General features: G+C 72.3%; 14 protein-coding genes. 3 read left to right on the top strand and 11 right to left on the bottom strand.

All coding sequences use genetic code 11. The annotated features are described in order from the left end of the window. Positions 1–44 precede the first annotated feature (44 nt). From ACQP10_RS23235 to ACQP10_RS23225, 3 genes are all read right to left on the bottom strand, one after another. Positions 45–485 carry an SRPBCC family protein gene (locus ACQP10_RS23235; protein ID WP_346022450.1) on the bottom strand — a complete coding sequence of 147 codons (441 nt, stop codon included), beginning with the start codon at positions 483–485 and terminating at the stop codon, positions 45–47. Between the two features lie 227 nt (positions 486–712). Further along, entirely contained in the window at positions 713–1,825 is a 1,113-nt protein-coding gene (locus ACQP10_RS23230; protein ID WP_346022449.1) for a DUF4037 domain-containing protein, read from the bottom strand. Between the two features lie 24 nt (positions 1,826–1,849). Beyond that, positions 1,850–2,383, bottom strand: a complete 534-nt coding sequence (locus tag ACQP10_RS23225) for a hypothetical protein (protein WP_346022448.1) — start codon at positions 2,381–2,383, stop codon at positions 1,850–1,852. A gap of 161 nt (positions 2,384–2,544) precedes the next feature. Here ACQP10_RS23225 and ACQP10_RS23220 point away from each other — a divergent pair, with 161 nt between their 5' ends. Further along, entirely contained in the window at positions 2,545–3,651 is a 1,107-nt protein-coding gene (locus ACQP10_RS23220; RefSeq protein WP_433539706.1) for a serine hydrolase domain-containing protein, read from the top strand. 83 nt (positions 3,652–3,734) lie between these two features. Here the strand turns inward: ACQP10_RS23220 and ACQP10_RS23215 are convergent, their stop codons facing one another. From ACQP10_RS23215 to ACQP10_RS23190, 6 genes are all read right to left on the bottom strand, one after another. Continuing rightward, entirely contained in the window at positions 3,735–4,169 is a 435-nt protein-coding gene (locus ACQP10_RS23215) for a CBS domain-containing protein (RefSeq protein WP_346022446.1), read from the bottom strand. Between the two features lie 40 nt (positions 4,170–4,209). Continuing rightward, a complete protein-coding gene (locus ACQP10_RS23210; RefSeq protein WP_399501367.1) occupies positions 4,210–4,890 on the bottom strand; it encodes a class I SAM-dependent methyltransferase in 681 nt (226 codons plus the stop codon). Between the two features lie 169 nt (positions 4,891–5,059). After that, a complete protein-coding gene (locus ACQP10_RS23205) occupies positions 5,060–5,728 on the bottom strand; it encodes a PadR family transcriptional regulator (RefSeq protein ID WP_346022444.1) in 669 nt (222 codons plus the stop codon). A 227-nt stretch (positions 5,729–5,955) separates the two neighbouring features. Then, positions 5,956–6,525, bottom strand: a complete 570-nt coding sequence (locus tag ACQP10_RS23200; protein WP_433539705.1) for a snapalysin family zinc-dependent metalloprotease — start codon at positions 6,523–6,525, stop codon at positions 5,956–5,958. Between the two features lie 195 nt (positions 6,526–6,720). Then, positions 6,721–7,836 carry a S1 family peptidase gene (locus tag ACQP10_RS23195; protein ID WP_346022442.1) on the bottom strand — a complete coding sequence of 372 codons (1,116 nt, stop codon included), beginning with the start codon at positions 7,834–7,836 and terminating at the stop codon, positions 6,721–6,723. Positions 7,837–7,955: 119 nt separating this feature from the next. Further along, positions 7,956–8,525: a hemerythrin domain-containing protein gene (locus tag ACQP10_RS23190; RefSeq protein ID WP_346022441.1), complete on the bottom strand. Its 570-nt coding sequence runs from the start codon at positions 8,523–8,525 to the stop codon at positions 7,956–7,958. 449 nt (positions 8,526–8,974) lie between these two features. Between ACQP10_RS23190 and ACQP10_RS23185 the strand changes: the two genes are divergently transcribed. After that, positions 8,975–10,207, top strand: a complete 1,233-nt coding sequence (locus ACQP10_RS23185; RefSeq protein ID WP_433539704.1) for a PP2C family protein-serine/threonine phosphatase — start codon at positions 8,975–8,977, stop codon at positions 10,205–10,207. A 44-nt stretch (positions 10,208–10,251) separates the two neighbouring features. On the opposite strand, the gene ACQP10_RS23180 is transcribed toward ACQP10_RS23185, so the two are convergent. After that, on the bottom strand, positions 10,252–11,265 hold the full coding sequence (locus ACQP10_RS23180) for a zinc-dependent alcohol dehydrogenase (protein ID WP_346022439.1): 1,014 nt from the start codon (positions 11,263–11,265) through the stop codon (positions 10,252–10,254). A 307-nt stretch (positions 11,266–11,572) separates the two neighbouring features. Between ACQP10_RS23180 and ACQP10_RS23175 the strand changes: the two genes are divergently transcribed. Next, complete coding sequence (locus ACQP10_RS23175; RefSeq protein ID WP_346022438.1) at positions 11,573–13,441, top strand: S8 family serine peptidase; 1,869 nt, start codon at positions 11,573–11,575, stop codon at positions 13,439–13,441. Positions 13,442–13,528: 87 nt separating this feature from the next. On the opposite strand, the gene ACQP10_RS23170 is transcribed toward ACQP10_RS23175, so the two are convergent. Further along, positions 13,529–16,090 carry a M4 family metallopeptidase gene (locus tag ACQP10_RS23170; protein ID WP_346022437.1) on the bottom strand — a complete coding sequence of 854 codons (2,562 nt, stop codon included), beginning with the start codon at positions 16,088–16,090 and terminating at the stop codon, positions 13,529–13,531. Between the last annotated feature and the right edge of the window lie 177 nt (positions 16,091–16,267).

The raw sequence follows: 16,267 nt of genomic DNA, 5'->3' as shown, positions 1-16,267 counted from the left end.
CGGGTCGCCCGGTCCGGCGGGCACGCGGCCGCGGCCCGTCCGGGTCACCGGCCGCTGAGCCCGGCCAGGCGGCGCAGCGAGAAGCGGAACAGCACCGCGTTCAGCGGCCTGAGCAGGACCCAGCCCAGCCGCCCCGCGGCGCCGAGCGGCAGGTCCAGCTCCTCCTCCCAGACGATCGTGCTGCCCCCGCCGCGGGGCAGCACCCGGAAGACCCCGGTGCCGCGCACCAGCCCTCCGGTGTGCCGGACCGCGACGGTCCGCGGCGGGTCCCACCCGGTGATCTCCATGGTGTCGAGGAAGCCGAGGGGACCGACGCCGGTGAAGGCCGCCAGGCGGCTCCCGGCGCTCCGGCCGTCGCCGCCGGTCACCCGGGCCCGGGTGAGGACCATCCACTCCCGGTGGCGCGGCCAGTCGGTCAGTACGGAGAACACCCGCTCCGGGCGGGCGTCGGCGGCCACGGACACGCAGATGCGGCCCTTGGTCATCGTGGGACACCTCCGGCGGTGAGAAGGTCCCCGGGGCTCGTCAGGGGCATGTGAGATCTCTTACCCCGGACGCCGGTCCCGCACCGCACGACTCCTCCGCGCGGGGGGATGCGGGCTGCTCGGGAGCCTCGTCCACGGCGGTGACGATGCGTTTCAGGCCGTCGGCGCCGATCAGGTGGGCGGCGGCTCCGCGACGAAGGGCGCGTCGGCGGGAACGGGCATCGAGATCAGACGATGGCGTCCACGGCCGCGTCGATGGCGTCCTGCCGATCCAGAAGGTCCGTGCTGTCGGCCCACTGGTCCACGCCTCCGGTCAGAGGCAGCTCACGCAACCGGGGATCGGTGACCGTCTCCAGCAGGGCCCGGGCGAAGCGTTCGGCATGCAGGACCAGGAACGGCCGGCTGTGGTAGGGCCGGCGGGTCGGATCCACCGGCTCTGTGAGCCCGATGGCGTTGTGCGTCCGGCCTACGATCTCGTACGCGTCGCACAAGTGCCGCTCCCGGCCGGGGTAGTCGGTCGCGGCCAGGGCGCCGCGTAGCGACGGTGCCAGCCGTCCGGCCATCCTCAGCTGCCCGAAGGCGCTGCCGAGCCACTTGCCGTACGGCGCATAGCGTCGCTCCATCAGCAGGCACAACCGCATCAGGTCACGGACCAGGCGCGCGACCACGATGGCCGAACCCAGATCGTCCCCGACCTCTGCGCAGCGGCCGACGAACGCCTCCTCCTGGGAGATCCGCTGCCACTGGCAGGCCAGCAGGTAGCGCCAGACCTGTTCCGGGTACCACGCCAGCCGTCGCCTGGCCGCGGTGAGATCACCCGGATCGTCGCGGAACACCACACCGCCGGTCACCTCGGCCAGTCTCTGCTGCGGCAGCGCCGGCCAGTCGCCGATCGCCGGTCCCACATCGCCCCAGGCCGCCGCGCGAGGGCCCAGCCGTGCGGTCAGCCAGGAGCCCACCTCGTGCACCGAGACCCGGTGGTCGACCGGGCCCTCGGTCAGCTCCATATGGCCGACCGGATCGAGTGGATCGCTGCTGCGGCGGAAGTGGGTGGGCCATCCACGCACCTGTTTCGGCAACCGCTGCGCCAGGAGGTCGCGGATCCGCCCACCGTGGCGTACCGCGTCCTCGGGGGTGAGGAAGAGCTCGAGTCGAGGTCCCCAGTCATGGTCGGCCGAGCGCGCGGTGTCGAATCCCAGGACCTCGGACCCCGCGCCGATCCGGGCGGCCGCGTACCGAAGCCCGGGATAGGCGGTGTCGAGGATCGGCCTCACCGCCTCCTCGTACAGAGTCCTCGCGAGCTCAAGGCCGGGGACGAAAGGGGCAGCAGGTGTGACCATATCGCTTACTGTGCCAACGACGCGTCACGCGGATCCACCGGATATCAGCCGCGCCCGGAGAATGCGAACAGCCTTCGGGCCGACTCCGTGCATCGTCAGCAGTTCGGCGTCGGTCAGGGCGGCGACCTGGGCGAGCGTGGTGATGCCTGCGCCGGTGAGGGCCCGGGTGGCGGGCCCTCCGATGGCCCTGGGCAGGTCGCCGACCTCACCGGGCGTCGCGGTGTCCCCGGCGGCCACTCGCGCTGCCAGTCGCTTCGGCGCCTGCGAAAGCCAGGCGCGACGCACCCAGTGGTTGAGCTGCTGACCGTTGATGTCCCCGATCGGGACACGTACGCCGACCGGCGTCGCGCCGCGGGTCAGCGGCTGCGCTGCCGGATGCGCGGCAAGGACCTCGTCCGTATCCGGCGCGGGGAGGCGGAGTTCCACCAGGCCGTCTTCGCCCATCGACGCGAACCGCTTCTCGTGCACGGTGAATTCGACGACTCCTGAGTCGATGACCTGCTCGGCGGTCTCGGGGTGAGAAAGGGCGGCCTTGCGAAGCTGGGCGAGGGTCGTCACAGGTCCAACCTAGTGTCGTGCCGCCTGTACCGGGACGAGGGGCGGCGGGTCCGCCGCCGTCGGACGCCGCCGCACGAGGGGCGACCCGCTGGTCCTCCGGGAGGAGCAGGTCGGGCCTGAAGCACGAGGCGGATCCGCGCGGGACATCGAAAACTGGGGGCATGAGAAACACGAGAGCCGCCGCGGCGCTGGCACTGGCCGCGGCTGTGGGGACGGTGACGGCCGGAGTGGCGCCGGAGGCGTCGGCCGCGACACGGGGATGCGACACGAGCGCGCTGCAACGGTCGCTCGACGCGATCGTGAAGGCGGGGGGCACGCCGGGCATCCTCGCGACGGTCAGCTCCCCGGCGTGCAGGCAGGTGTCACTGGGCAGCGGGGTGGCGGACATCCTCGCGGGCCGACGGATGCGCGGTGACGAGCGGATCAGGGTGGGCAGCATCACCAAGTCGTTCACGGCGACGGTGGTGCTCCAGCTCGTGGCGGAGGGCGAGATCAGCCTGGACACGCCCCTGACGCGGTACCTCCCGAACGAGAAGATCACCGTGAGGGACCTGCTCCGGCACACGAGCGGGCTCGGCGACTACACGTCCTCGGACGAGATCGACGCCTTGCGTGACCGCTTCAAGCACTTCGAGCCCGACGACCTGTTCGCGATCGGGCTGCGCGTACCGCGGTCGGACAAGCCGTGGAACTATTCGAGCACCAACTACGCCCTCCTGGCCATGATCGTGAAGCAGGCCACGGGCAACGACATCGGCACGGAGATCACGCGGCGGATCCTCAGGCCGCTGAAGCTCACCGGGACGTGGTGGCCGGGCGACAACCCGCGTATCCCGGGGCGGCACGCGCACGGTTACGTCTACGACGAGGGCAAGCGGTACGACACCACCAAGTGGAACATGACCTACGGCGGCGCGGCGGGCGCGCTCGTGTCGACGACCTCCGATCTGAACCGCTTCTGGGCCGCGTTGCTCGGCGGCAGGCTGCTGCCCGCGGCCCAGCTCAAGGAGATGCGTACGACGGTCCCCGCGGATCCGGCGCGCATGTGGCCGGGCGCCGACGCCGGGCTCGGGCTGTACGAGACCGAACTGAAGCACTGCGCGGGCACCTGGGTCGGGCACGGCGGCGGCTTCAACGGCTACCGCACGATCGCGGCCTCCAGCCCCGACGGTCGCCGCCAGGTCACTCTCGCGATCAATCGCCACCCGAGCGAGATCACGCCCCGGCTCCTCGACCTCGCCGACGCCACCCTCTGCGCGCTGCGCTGAGGCCGGGGAGAAGGCCCTGCGAGGAGAGGTCCCAGGGGACCCCGGCCGGCCGGGGTCCCCCGCGCGTCTGCCGGGCGGTCCGGTCAGGCGGGCGCGTAGATGCGGTGGACGAACTCGGCCAGCTTGCTGTCGGGCAGCTCCTTGGCCAGGTCGGCCTCGCTGATCATGCCGATGATGCGATGGTTCTCGATCACCGGCAGTCGCTTGATCCGGTGCTGCTCCATCTTGCTCAGCGCCTCCTCGACGCTGGTGTCGGCGTCCACCCACACCAGGCCGTGGGCCAGTTCGCCGGCCGTGGTCCGTTCGAGGTCCTTGCCCTCGGCGCAGCACTTCACCACGATGTCGCGGTCGGTGAGGATCCCCTTGAGCCGGTCGTCGTCGCCGCAGATCGGCAACGCGCCGACGCCCATGTCGCGCATCATCCGCGCGGCCGTGCGCAGGTTCTCGTGCTCACCGACGCACTCGCAGCCTTGGTGCATCACATCCCGGGCCTTCTTGCCGGTTTCCGCTGTGCTCATCGATGCCCCCCGAAAGATCGGCCGATGCTTCTAGGTGGATTTATACCCATATGTCGCTTCTGGTCAGCCGGACCTCCAGGCCGATTCCCTCGGCCCGGACGTCGCAGGTCCCGAAGGCGCTCTCGGCCGCGAGGGCCTCGAAGCGCTCCCGGGAGTAGGCGCGGTTCCGGAGTCCCCTCAGCGGGACCTTCGTCAGGAAGGCGTTCAGCGGGCTGAGCCCCATCCGGGCGACCTCCTCGTCGATGTCGGCGGAGGTGGCGTCCCTGTTCATGTCGTGGATCACCGCCGTCCCGCCGTCGCGCAGGACGCGGTGCATCTGGTCCAGGACCCGGACCGGCCGGCCGAAGTTCTTGAAGGCGGCCTGGCAGACGACGAGGTCGAAGGACCCGTCGGCGAAGGGCGGGTCTGCCGCGTCGCCGTGGTGCACGGCGACGCGCACGCCGGCCCGGCGGGCGTTCTCGGCGGTGATCTCCACGAACGTGCGGCTGAGGTCCAGCGCGGTCACCGCGAACCCGAGCGCGGCCAGCTCGACGGCCAGGTATCCCGGGCCGGGGGCCACCTCCAGCACGGCCGCCCCGGCGGGCAGGCCCTCGGCGAGCCGCGCGGCGTATCGGCGGACCGCGGCGAGCTGGGGGGCCGAGGCGCGCTGGCGGGCGTACCACCGTGCCGCCGCGCCCTCCATCTGCCACGCCTGGGTCTGGGTGAGACGTATTCTCTCCATGGTTCCTCCGGTTTCGGATGGGGGTGTCCGAACCGCTCCCCGGAGAACCCGGCTATCGTTGCCGTTGCCACCTCGTGGCCGGGTTCCGTTCCGCGGGCGTCGGTTCGAGGTAGACGACCCGGCGGCGGTGTTGCACCACCCCGCCGGGTCTCCTCTTCTTCCGGTTCCTCTAGGGCGGGTCTTCCTTCCCGGGACGGTCGGCCGGACCGGTCCCTTCCGCGAGGGCGGTGATCTCCGCCGGCATCCGGCCCGTCTCGTGCCACTCCCGCCACGCCGAAAGGCCCGGGAAGGAATCCGTGACGAGCTCCTCCAGCAGCGAGCGGGTCCAGGTCGCCTCGGCCTCGCGCATGGCCAGGTCGAACTCGGCCTCGACGAGGAAGAGCCGCGGCACCCCGGCGCATCCGGCCAGCGCCTCCCGCTGGTCGCCGATCTCCCGCTCCAGCGCGTCGAGCCGCCGCCGCAACAGGACGGCCACCTCGTCCGGGTGGATCACCCCCATCACCGAAAGCCCGGCCTCGAACCTCGGCGGCTCCCGATCCGGCTCGGCGAGCAGCTCGCGGGTCCAGTCCGCGTACTCCCGGCGTCCGGCTTCGGTGATGCGGTAGATCGTCCGTTCGGGGTGCGCGCCGTCCCGGACGGTCCCGGCCACGGCGAGGAAACCGTGCTTCTCCAGGTTGCGCACCACGGTGTAGAGCGAGCCCCACTTGATCTTCATGTCCCGGTCCTTGCCGCGCTCGCGCAGCACCGAGGCGATCTCGTAGGGGTGCATCGGCTTGGCGACGACCGCCGAGAGCACGGCCAGGCCGAGCATGTTGCTCACTTTGCGGCGCTTGGTCATACCTGCCCCCGCTTTCATACTCGTCTACGAGTATACGCACACGAGTATGAAAGCGGCCAGGGGTGCCCGCCGGACTCTCCGCGTTCCCCGGGTCCTCCGGCTCCCCCGCTCCCCGGTGCCGCTCCGGACCCGGCGACGGGTCCGGGCACGCGAACGGCCGGCCCGGACGAACGGATCGTCCGGGCCGGCCGCCGCTCGGAGGGGATGCCGGGTCGCAGCCGGAAGGGTTACCGCAGGGCGGCCTCGGGGCTGTCGACGTAGATCTCGCCGAAGCGGATCGCCGGGGCGAAACCGGCGAAGTTCCGCTCCACCTGGGCCTTCTCGGTCGCGTTCGGGTAGGGGTTGGTGCAGCTGGTACCCGCGCTCGCGCCGGACATCAGGTCCGTGCACAGACCGGTGCGCCGGTCCGGCAGGCCCAGGATGTGACCGATCTCGTGGGTGGCGATGCGCAGCGGGTTGTGGCCCTCAGCGGTGGCCTGCCTGCCCATCCAGATGGTCCCCCGGCCCAGGCTGACCGGCTGGGTGCGGGGCCATCCGTAGTCGGCCAGGACGACGAAGTCCGCGGGGGTGCCGGCCACCAGGCGCACGTTGGAAACACTGGAGTTCCAGATCTGCGCGGCCTGGTCGACCGCCGTGCGGAACTCGGCGGCCCGGCTGGCGTCGTAGCGCAGCACGCGCGCCGCCACCGCCTGCCCGGCGTCGGCCCCGGCCGCCTGCGCGGACGAGGCGGGCGAGATCGCCACCAGAGCGGCGAACCCTACCAGGAGGGCGGCGAGGGCGCGGATGATCCTGGACATCTGGGGAGCCTCCTCGGCCGTTGGGGGGTGCCCGTCAGGGCGAGGGAGCCTCGCCCTGACGGGGGACTGCGAGGGGGGGCCGGTGTCTGGACTGAGGAACGCAGCCGCGAAGCGGCGGAGTGACGAGGGAAGACACCGGGTGATGAGCCCTCGAGCCGCGACGCGCAGCGTCGTCATGAGTGTCGAGAAGGACGGTCAGCCGACCTTGAGGGTCAGGCTGTAGGCGCTGAGGACCTCGTTGACGGGCTGGAAGTAGGTCGTGCCGCCGGAGGAGCAGTTGCCCGAGCCGCCGGAGGTCATGCCCTGGGCCTGGTTGCCCGAGATGAACGAACCGCCGGAGTCGCCGGGCTCGGCGCACGCGTTGGTGCGGGTCAGGCCGGTGACCGTGCCCTGGGCGTAGTTCACGGTCGCGTTGTACTGCTGGATCGTGCCGCAGCGCCAGCCGGTGGTGGAGCCGGAGCGGCAGACCGAGGAGCCGATCGCCGCCACGGACGAGCCGCGGACGGTGACCAGGGAGCCGCCGGAGCCGCGCACGTACGGCGTGGGGTTGTGGCCCGGGGTGGAGATGTAGGAGTAGTCGTTGCCGGGGAACGACGAGCCGGCGAAGGTGCCGGACGGGTTGGTGGTGGTGGCGCCGGTCCGGCCGCAGTGGCCCGCGCTGACGAAGCCGGGGCTGCCCGACCGGGTGACGGCGAAGCCGATGCTGCAGCGGCTGGTGCCGTTGATGTAGTACGCGCTGCCGCCGATGAGGTCCATGAACGTCTTGGGCTGCTCGGCGCTGACCTTGACCTGGACCGCGTCCCGGCTCAGGCCGGCCGCGGCGACGAGGGCCTCACCGGCGGCCTGGTCGGCGGCCTCGACCACGACGCTGTTGGTCGGGACGTCGACGTACCACAGGGCCGCCTTGGCCCTGGCGGCCTCGGGGGCCTGGTCGAGCCTGGTCTTGACCGCGTCGAGGTCGGCCAGCGACCGGCCGACGACGACGGGCTGGGCGCCCTGCGCCTTGATGGTGGGGGCCTGGGCGGCGTCGCTGGTGGCGACGAGGAACTGCGAGGCGTCGGCGTTGAACCACGCCCCCGCGTACTTGGCGCCGAGCGCCTTGGTCAGGTTGGCCTGCACGCCGATGGCGCGGGACTCGTTGGCCAGCCGCTGCACGGCCTGCTCGGCGGTGATGCCCAGGTCGCGCTGGAGGGCGTCCATGGCGGCCGGGGGGAGGGGTGCGGGGGCGGCCTGTGCCGCGGTGGGCGACAGGGAGGCCGCGAGGGCCAGGGCGGCGGTGGCTCCGGTCAGGAGGGTACGTCGACTGAACATCAGCACTCCTTGTGAGGGGTGCTGTCAAAGTATTGGCCGGAGCGCTTCGGCGGGATCTGCCAAAAACCCCCTATCTCCGTGTTATGGGGCCCGGCCGAGGTCCGCCGGGCCCGGTCGCCTCATTCCCTGCCGCGTCCGGTGAGGGCGTCGCGCATCCGGTCGACCAGACCGGTGAGCGGGTTCATGATCTTGTTGGCCGGCGGCCTGTCCGGCGCGGCCGGGTGCGGCCGGGTAGGAGCGATCTTCTTCATCGCCTGAACCTTGTGGCCCAGTTCGGCGAGCTGGGAGGCGGAGGCGTTGCCGCGCAGCAGGGGGAAGAGCTCGTGCTCCTCCTCCTGGATGTGCGCGCGGATCTCCCGCATGAGCCGGGCCATCAGGGTGACGTGCCGGGGGTCGGCGGGATCGGTCCCCTCCAGCTCCTTCATCGTCCGCTCGGCCTGGGCGTGCTCGGCGATCTCCCGGTCGGCCAGCTCGTTCCCGCCCGGGATCAGCTCGCGCGCGGCCGGGTACAGGTAGGCCTCCTCGGCGACCGAGTGGCGGACCAGTTCGGTGATGACCCGCTCGGTCAGCTTCCCGCGCCGCTCGGCGTCGGCCCCGTCCAGCCGTTCCAGCTCGCTGAACATCTCCTCCACCTCGCGGTGGTCGTGCGTCAGCACGCTGATGACGTCCGTCTCCTGCTCCGTGGTCATCCGGGCTTCCTCTCCACACGATCTCGACATGGCTCCGTGGCGGCTTCCCCTCCGTCATCGACGAGACCACAGCGGGGCCGGGGCGGCCGTGACGGGCACGGTGGGGGAGGGCAATCTTTTCCTCCCGATACCCGGCCGATGACCGCCCCGCGGCGGCGCGGTCGCCGGCCGGGCGCCCGGACGTCCCGCGTGTCCCGGGGCGGCGCGCTCCACCGCGCCGGCCGTCCCGTCCGCGGGCGGCTCTCCCGTACGTCCCGGAGACGGCATCCCCGATGGGGGAGCGGGCCAGGATTTCGGCTATTTTTCCAGGTAGAGGGGAACCTTACATAGCCTGCTGGTTTCGGGGCAGCTTCGCGGCAGGCGTTCCGTTCACCCGCCCACCGGCGGGGCCGCGACCTCCCGGAAAGAGGCCGTGGACGCGCGGACCGTCCACGCGAGACGGGAGCCAGATGACCGACACTCCCAGGGACACGGCCCGGATGCTGACCGGCCTGCTGGCCGCCAGCCACCTGATCGCGCTCGAAAGGCTGCCCTCACTGGTCAACGAGCACGCCGCACACGCCAGCCTGTTCGACGTGCGGATGTACATCGCCGACCTCCAGAAGGAGGTCCTGCGCCTCCTGACCGGCCGCGGGCTCGACGCGGCCGGGAACGAGGGTTCCGGGCCGGAGGAACTGCGCGTCGACACCACCCTCGCCGGCCGGGCCTTCCAGGAGGTGCGGATCCTGCCGAAGACCGGTGATGACGGCCGCGTGGAGTGGTGGTGGGTGCCGCTGCTGAACGGCACGGAACGCCTCGGCGTCCTCCGCGTCAGCGCCCGGATCCCGGACGACCAGGCCCTTTCCGACATCAAGGCCCTCGCGTCGCTGGCCGCGCTGATCCTCGAGAGCAAGCGCGGTCACAGCGACTCCTACGCCCGGCTCGTGCGCACCCGCCCGATGAACGTCGCGGCCGAGATGCAGTGGAACCTCATGCCGCTGCAGACCTTCGCCAACGAGGAGGTGGCGATCAGCGCCGCCCAGGAGCCGGCCTACGAGGTGGGCGGCGACGCCTTCGACTACGCCGTCGCCGGCGACATGGTGCACCTGGCGATCTTCGACGCCATGGGCCACGACACCGCCGCCGGGATCACCGCCAGCCTCGCGGTCTCCGCCTGCCGCAACAGCCGCCGCCAGGGGGCGGACCTCGTCGAGGCGAGCAAGAACGTCGAGCGGGTCCTGGTCGAGCAGTTCGGCCGGGCCCACCGGTTCGCCACCGCGATCCTGGCCCACCTCGACACCGCGACGGGCGAGCTGACCTGGGTCAACCGCGGCCACCACCCGCCGGTGCTGATCAGGGACGGCCGCTGGGTCGGCACCCTGGACTGCCGGCCCGCGCACCCCATGGGCCTCGACCTCGGCCTGCCGGTGACCCTCTGCAAGGAGCAGTTGGAGCCCGGCGACCGGCTGCTGTTCTACACCGACGGCATCATCGAGGCCCGCGACCACGAGGGGCGGGAGTTCGGGCTGGAGCGTTTCGTCGACTTCGTCGTCCGCCAGAACTCCGCCGGGCTGCCCATCTCCGAGATCCTGCGCCGCCTCGTCCACCAGCTGCTCGAATACCACGAGCACAAACTGCAGGACGACGCCACCGTCCTGTTCGTGGAGTGGCGCGGCTCGGCCCAGCGGGCACTGCACCTGTGACGTCCTCCGGCACCCTCCGATCGCCGCCGCGGGCGCCCCGCCGGTCATCGCCGCGGATCGACGTGGATCTTCGGCCCCTGGCCCGCCCCGGCCGGGCGTGAGCCCGCCAGCACGCCGGCCACCTCCTCCAGGCCGACCGTGGCGGCCACCAGCGGGCGCGGGTCCACCTCCCCGCAGGCGTAGTGCTCGATCGTCTCGGCGAGCCCGCCGGAGCCGCTCAGCACCCCCGTCATCGTGACGTCCTTGAGCACCATCGCCCGGGTGTCGATCGTGCTGGGGTCCGGCGCCAGGCCGATGCAGACCACCCGCCCGCCCGGCTCCACCAGTTCCAGGGCCCGCGCCGGCAGGCCGGGGGAGGTGGTGGCGTCGATCACCGCGTCGAACGGCAGGGCGGGCAGCCGCTCGGCCGTCCAGGCCCCGTGCGCCCCGAGCGTGCGGGCGAACGCCAGCGACCGCTCCGAGACACCCAGGACGTGCACCTCCGCCCCCTGGGCCAGCGCGAACGAGGCCGCCAGCAGCCCGATCGCGCCGGGACCGGCCACCAGCACCCGGTCACCCGGCTCCACCTCCGCCGCCTGTACGGCCCGCAGCGCGTTGCCGCCCGGCTCCACCATGGCGCCGGCCACCGTGTCGACCTCCTCCGGCAGCGGGTGCAGCGCCGTGACCGGCACCGCCACCTGCTCGGCCAGGGCGCCCGGCCACCCGCCGCGGATGCCGATCTCGTGGCGGGCGTCGCACACGTGCCGCCGCCCCGCGCGGCAGCGGCGGCACCGGCCGCAGCCGAGCATGGTGTCGCCGGTGACGCGCCTGCCGATCCAGCGCTCGTCCACGCCCTCGCCCACGGCGGCGACGGTCCCGCACCACTCGTGCCCGACGCGCATCGGGTAGCGCGCGTGGCCCTGGTGGAGATAGGCCATCTCGCCGGTGAAGAACTCGACGTCGGTGCCGCACAACCCGGCCCGCTCCACGTCCACGACGACCTGGCCGGGCGCCGGGACCGGCGGCTCGACGTCCAGCACCGAACACCGGCGCGGTTCGGTGATGACGAACGCTCTCACTTCTCACCTTCCGGATGCGGGGACGGCCCGGAAAAGGGGCCGTACGGCCGGCGCACCGGCCCGAGGCCGCGCTTCCGAACCCATGCGGACAATGGAATTCCATACGTTAGAGGAACATTTCCGAAAAAGGAACATGCTGGTGGTGACATGGCGGCGCGGTTAACGCTCCGGCACGCTTAACGTCCGGACACGGCGCGAAAAGCCGCCGGTCCTTGCCTTGCCGTACCGGGTTGCAATTCCCTGGCCTATGCATCGCCCCGCCGGTGAATTCGCATTGGCGGGAGGAGAACCCGACACGGAGGTATGCGTGAAGCGCGTCATCGTCATCGCCGCCGCCGCCCTCGCCGCGGCCACACTGGCGGCCCCGGCGCAGACGCGGAGGCCGGACACGGCGCCCGGGGAGGGGCACAGGAACGAGTACGTGGTCCTGTACCGAGGGGGCGTGAGCGCCGCCGACGCCCGGCGGGCCGTCCTGGCGGCGGGCGGCGCCGTCGTCAGGGAGAACACCGCCGTCGGCGTCGCCACCGTCACCGCGGCCTCTCCCGGATTCGCCGGCGCGCTCCGGGCCGATCCCCGGATCGAGGGCGTCGCCCGCGACGTGGTCATCGGCCGGGTCCCGCAGCCGACCGGGCCGGGACGGGCCGGGCGGGAGAGCCTCGCCGGGGCCGGCGGGACGGGCGGCCTCCTGTCCGCCGCCGTCTCCTCCGCCCCCCGTGCCGCGTCCGCCCACGCCGGAGTCGTCCGTGCCGCGTCCGCCCGTGGCGCCGGGGAAGCCGGTCCTGGGGAGGCCGGTCCCGGGGAGGCCCGGTACGCCACGGCCCGGGGGGACGAGCCCGATCTCGCGGACTCCGGCGCGTCCGCCCTCCGGCCCGAGCCGCTGGCCGGCAGGCAGTGGGACATGCGGCAGATCCACGCGACCGTCACCGGCTCCTACCGGCGGTCGCGGGGCACCCACGACGTGCTGGTCGGCGTCCTCGACACCGGCGTGGACGCCACCCACCCCGACATCGCGGCGAACTACAACTTCACGCTGAGCCGCAACTTCACCGTCGACGTGCCGGCCGACGCCAACGGCAAGGAGCTCGACGGCCCGTGTGAGCAGGAGCCGGACAAGTCCTGCACCGACCCGGTCACCGTCGACGAGAACGGCCACGGCACGCACGTGGCGTCCTCGATCGCCTCCCCGATCAACGGTCTGGGCATCGCGGGCGTGGCGCCCGGCGCGTCGATCGTCAGCCTGCGGGTCGGCCAGGACAGCGGCTACTTCTTCCTCCAGCCGACCGTGGACGCGCTGACCTACGCCGCCGACAACGGCGTCGACGTGGTCAACATGAGCTACTACGTCGACCCCTGGCTGTTCAACTGCACCGACAACCCCGCCGACACCCCTGAGGAGCGCCAGGAGCAGCGGACGGTCATCACGGCCGTCCAGCGGGCCCTCGACTACGCCCATGACCGGAACGTCACCCTGGTCTCGGCCGTGGGCAACGGCGCCAGCGACTACACCAAGCAGGTCCTCGACATCGCCAGCCCCGACTTCGCCCGGGTGGCCGGGCAGCGGTCCCGCAACCGGCTCATCTCGCCGGGCTGTCTCTCCATGCCGAGCGAGGGGGACCACGTGATCGCGATCTCGGCCACCGGCATCAGCGGCCGCAAGGCGTACTACTCCGACTACGGTGACGGTTACGTCCACCTCGCCGCCCCCGGCGGCGACGTCTACGACACGCAGGGCCGGACCCAGAACATCACCAGGGCGACGCTCGCGGCCTATCCCAGGGCGGTTGCCGAGAAGAAGGGTGAGCTGGCCCCCGACGGCTCGCCCCGGGCAGACGACGTCGTGCGCAGCTGCCGGGGCCGCGTCTGCGGCTACTACGAGTACCTCCAGGGCACCTCCATGGCCTCCCCGCGCGCCGCCGGCGTGGCGGCACTGATCGTCAGCCGGTACGGCGTGCCCGACCCGGTGCACGGCGGCAAGACCCTTTCCCCGGACGTCGTGGAGCGGCGGCTGAGGACGACCGCCACCCGGCGGCCCTGCCCCGTCCCGGCCGCCCACACCTACGTCCGGCGGCTGATCGGCGGCGGGGAGATCACCACGACCCAGGTGTGCGAGGGCACCTCGATCCGCAACGGCTTCTTCGGCTACGGCGTCGTCGACGCCCTGCGGGCCGTCGGCTGATCCGGCCCGCCCCGGCGTCCTCGGTGAGGTCGCACGCCGTTCGGCCCCGGCCTCACCGAGGAGGCCGGGGCCGCACGGCGTACCGGGTCAGGACGTGGTGATCCGCACGTCGTCGATCCCGGCCTCGACGAGGCTGTCGGGCATGTCGTCGGCGGCCTCGACCACGATGCGGACCGTCTGCCCGGCGAAGTCCGACAGGTTCACCGTCGCGGTCTGCCACCGGCCGGGCCGGAGGGTGGCGGCGCCGTACCGCTGGAGCACCACGGTGTCCCGGGTCGGGGAGACCACCCGGACCCGCAGGTGGTCCCTGCCGCTGGAGTTGGCCAGGTGGGCGAAGTACCACGCGAACGTCATCGTCAGCGTGCCGGGCGGCAGGGCGATCTCCCGGGACCGGATGGTGGTCACGCCGCCGTCGACGTCGCCGGCTCCCGGCCGGTTGCCCGCCAGGTGGCCGGTGACCAGGTCGTACTGACCCGCGGAGGCGGCGAGCTGCAGCGGGACCCGGCCGGAGAAGGTGGGCTGCGGGACGTCGCGCTCCCACCGGCCGGCGGTGGCGGTGTCGGTGCCGCTCGGGTTCACCGCCCAGCCCAGGTCGGTGTCGAAGTCGTCGTAGAAGACGAGGTTGCTACCGCCGTCGACGGTGATCGTGAAGGTGACCGTCCGGTCGAGGTGGGCCCCGTCGGCGAGGATCTGCGCGCTGTAGGAGCCGTGCGGCGCGCCGGCCGGGATCAGGACGCTCAGCTTCGTGGACTCGCCCGAGGACACCGACTCCGGGCTGAAGGAGACGGCCGTCCCGTCCGGCAGCCCGGAGACCGAGAACTTCATGGCCTGCGGGTCGCCCGCCGTGGTCCGGGTCGTGACCGTCGCGGTGACCTCCTGTCCCGGCTCCACGCCGGCCGACGCCGGGTCGATGGACAGGTCGAAGTCGTTGCCCGACACACAGCCGGAGGGCTCGCCCGGCGCGGCCGGGACGCCGACGGCGTCCCAGGCGGCCCTGGCCGCGTTGAACTCGACGCAGGAGTCGGGGAACAGTTCCAGCGAGGACTGCAGGGTGGCCCTGCGGACGAGCTGGTGGGTCCAGGTGTCGGTCTTGCGCAACAGCGCGCTCATGAAGATCTGCCCGGCCTTCCGGTTGCCGACGCCGGTGACCCGGCCTCCGTTGCAGGTGGGGCTGACCGGCTGGCCGTTGGTCGGGTTGCTGCCCTCGGCGAGGAGGTAGAACCAGTGGTTCTGCACCCCGGCCCCGGCGTGCGGCTCCAGGGTGAGCACCGAGGGGGAGTAGCAGTCGGGGTTGCCGGTGACCAGCGACGGCTTGTACAGGTAGCGGACCGGGCCGCCGCCCAGCAGGTCGGCCTTCGAGCCGATGGCGTAGTCCGGCACGTCGTAGGGCGGCTGCTCGTTGGCGTAGAACTTCGTCAGCGTGGCCAGGATGTCGCCGGTCGACTCGTTGAGCATCGCCTTCTCGTTGCTCCCGGTCGAGCCGCCCGGGGTGGTCTGGAAGACGGAGTGGCCGAACTCGTGGGCCACGATGTCCAGCGACGTGGCCTGGCGCCGGCCGTCCGCGGAACGGCCGAAGTTGGCGTAGTTGCCGGCCCAGTAGGCGTTGACCTCGTTCAAGCCGACCCGCGCCGGGTACCCGCCGCCGGTGCCGTTGAGCCCGTTACGGCCCAGCCAGGCGCCCAGCATGTCCCACTCCTTGCCGATGGCGTACAGGGCGTCCACGCAGGCGGTCTCCAGGTTGCCGCCCGAGCCGTCACCCCAGCTGTTGTCGGCGCTGACGAATACGGAGCCGTTCTGGCCGCCGCAGCTCACCCCCGAGCGGACGGCGTCGCTCATCGAGTACGTCGTGTTGAGCTGCCTGGTGTTGATGCTGACCGGGCCGTTGTAGTAGCTCGCCCCCAGCCCGAAGAGGAACGAGACGGGTGCGGGGAGCCCGGAGATGGGGACGGGCGTCGTGGTGGACGCCGGGGCGGGGGAGGGGGCGGGCTCGGGCGCCGTGGTGCGGCGGGGAGCCGATCCGGCCGGTTCCTCGCTCATGACCTCGTCGGACTTCTCCAGCACCTCGCCGGTGCGGGCGTCGACCAGGACGCGCAGCTTGCTGGGCACATTGGCCTTCCGGCCGGTGACGATCACCCGGTAGGCGAGGATCCCGCGGCCGCGGGCCAGCACCACCAGCTCCGGGCGGGTGGACGCCGTCACCCGCGGCAGCTGGGCCCGGGCGATCCGGGAGGCCCGGACGCGGGTGAGCCGGGGGACGGTGGAGAGGTTCAGCGTCTCGGTCTGGGAGACGGAGGTGCTCAGCACCCCGCCGCTGGCGTTGGTGACCACGACGAAGTCGCCGCCGATGACCGGCAGGCCGTTGTAGGTGCGCTCGTAGGGGACGTAGAAGGTGTTGTTCAGGCCGGCGATGACCTCCTTGTGGTAGAACTCGTCCTTCTCCGAGGCGTGCAGGGCGTCGGGCCGGGCGTCGATCATGCGATCGGCGGCCACCAGGGGCTGGTCGTCGGTGGGCCGGATGGCGGAGGACCCCGGGGCCGGATCGGTGAAGGCCGGAGCCGGATCGGCGAGGGCCGGCGCGGGCGGCGCGGCCGGCGCGGTGGACAGGGCGACCAGAAGGCCGGTGAACACGGAGATGAAAGAACGTCTCATCACGCTTCCTTTTCTCAGGTGACGGTCCGGACAGGATCGGAGCACGGTCACCGGCCGCCCGCGCCCGCCGTACGGCCGGCTCACGGAGGGCGCCGCCGCGTGGGACGCGGAGCGGGGTGTCTCCGCACCCGTCCGCCCGGCCCGGTCCTCGCCCGCGGGAGAGGACCGGGCCGGGAC

The sequence above is a fragment of the Streptosporangium sandarakinum genome, from assembly GCF_050942225.1.
GTDB lineage: Bacteria > Actinomycetota > Actinomycetes > Streptosporangiales > Streptosporangiaceae > Streptosporangium > Streptosporangium nondiastaticum.
The sequence above is the reverse complement of the archived record's forward strand: the minus strand, read 5'-3'. Positions and strand labels throughout refer to the sequence as shown.